Annotated in this window: 1 protein-coding gene; it reads right to left on the bottom strand. The window is 43.3% G+C overall.

Annotated features, from left to right (window positions below):
• Positions 1-2,150, bottom strand: a 2,150-nt coding sequence (locus ACNARN_RS18575; RefSeq protein ID WP_416304815.1) for a phage tail protein, incomplete at both ends; no start/stop codon positions are given.

The following is a 2,150-nucleotide window of genomic DNA, read 5'->3' as shown; positions in this document are numbered from 1 at the left end:
ACTAAAGGCAAAATAACCGGATAGTAGGTGTTTTCATTGAGTTTAGATAAATCTAAATCCACCACCACAGATTCCGTTAAATCGGCTTTCACTTTATCTAATTTGCTGGATAACGTTTGTACCTGAGAGGTTGCGGACGTCACTTTGCCATCAATATTCGATACTCGCGTATTTAATGCATTTACCGCACTACTATCAGCTTTCCCCTTAAGATTTGAATTGAGCGTTGAAATCTCTTTCGATTGTGCTTGCTGTTTTGAAGTGAGGGTTTCTAATGATTTATTAATCGCTGAAACATTCCCATTCATCCGTGTTTCCAATGATTGTCTGGCTTTCGCTTCCGCTTGGTCACCAGTAACACGCGCTTGTTTCTCGGCGGAGATAAGTCCTGCGGTGACTTTCGATAAATCATTGCCGGTATAATCACCTCGAAGTTGTGTCGCTAAAGATTGGCGTTGTTGCGCTTCGGTTTGATCAGACTCAATACGCGCTTGTTGCTCTTGTTTAATCGCTGCCGCCTGTGCTTCTGTTGCCGTTGAAACTTTATTCATCCGCTCAGCCAGCAATTTTTCTGCCTCCTCCCGTTTTTTTTCACTTTCTTCAATCGTCGCGCCTTGCCTCATTGACTCTTCTAAAAGCTTGTCGTGATTTATCCTCATTAGCTCATGTAATTCTGTAATATCGATTTGGTTAGCTTTGCTGTTAATTTCACCCAATAGGTCTTGTGCGAGTTGATCTCGACTAATTTGCCCAGCTAATTCTTCAAGAATTAAATCGGTTTGAGAAGAGCAAACACCAGAAGCTTCCACAAACGGTGATTTACCATAGCTGTTGATTGTTCGAACATAAAAATAATACGTATGCCCTGCTTGTAAGTTCTCTTGCGTCCAGAAATTCCCTTGGCCAACTTTATTTGTTTTGGTGATCACTTCATTTTCAGAAAGATCAGCGAGCTTTTCCTCACTAAACCAAAATTCAAAGGTATAACCAAAGACAGCACTATCGCCTTGTTTCGGTGCAACGGTCAGATTAAATAAGCCAGAGGTAACATCAATATGTTCAGGAGGAGGTGGTGCTTGAATGGCAAAATCACTGATAGCAGGTGCCGACATTGCGCCGGCAACGTTTGTTGCTCTGACTTCAACACGATAAGTTCCTCGCGCTAATCCGTTAATATCAATACGCTCAGCTGGCACCTGAATAGATTGAATAACGTTGCCTTCTTGAAGAATAGTGACGGTGTTATAACGCACATCAGACGCCACATTCTGCCAAGAAAGCGTACCTTGTACGATGTCACTGACTGCAAGTGGAACAAAGGTAAGATTAATCGGTGAAGCAACACCACCAGCGGGTAAACTCACAAATGGCGGGCGCTCAAACGGTTTGCTAATCACATCCTCATATAAATAGGCTCCATCCTCTTCCAACATTAAAGCCACACCGTCTAATGCATGAAAAGACCATTCGGCAATACGGAATTCCAGTCCACTAATCCCCAAAGAAGGTAATGCTAAAAGCACAACTTCCCCCGGACGATAAGCATAGCCGTCTAAGTTCATCGTGAGTTGAACTCGTCTTCCCGCTTTCTTTTTACGAAGATATTGGCGAGCTAATCGTTGGGCTTGATAAGGGCTGGTGACAAAACGATAGTCAATATTCTCCCGAATTTCTAAGCCATCCTCTTTCACCCATTCGTCCACAATCACAGGCGTGAAGTCGGTTTTTGTGTACAACTGTTCGGCATCAATAAACGTGCCATACACCGCATTGGTCGCGTCTTTTAAGCCTGTTTCAGGGGTACAGGTGACGGTGCCAATCAATTGTGATTCGGTGATAGTTTTTATTGCCGGCCCATAATAAGCGCCGATTTGAATACCGTGTTTTCCTGCGGTGAATGTCGGTTCCGCGTTAATACATTTGTGCATCGCCTCCAAGACACTCGATGGACTTTCATTTAAGTCATAGGCACCATTAAGGGTATATCGCGACTCAAATCCGCCTTCTGGCAGACTCACTTTTTCATCACATAAATCGGCTGCCTGTTTAAAGCTGTCAAAATCAATATCTGTATCAGGTACTTTTAAATAATGGCGGTAATAATCCAAAATGACTAAGGCCCCATTATTACTCCACTCGGTTTGCCCAGT

It is taken from the genome of Proteus sp. TSJ240517 (genome assembly GCF_047921575.1).
Taxonomy (GTDB): domain Bacteria; phylum Pseudomonadota; class Gammaproteobacteria; order Enterobacterales; family Enterobacteriaceae; genus Proteus.
Note: the sequence above shows the minus strand (reverse complement) of the source record. Positions and strands in the feature narration are given on the sequence as shown.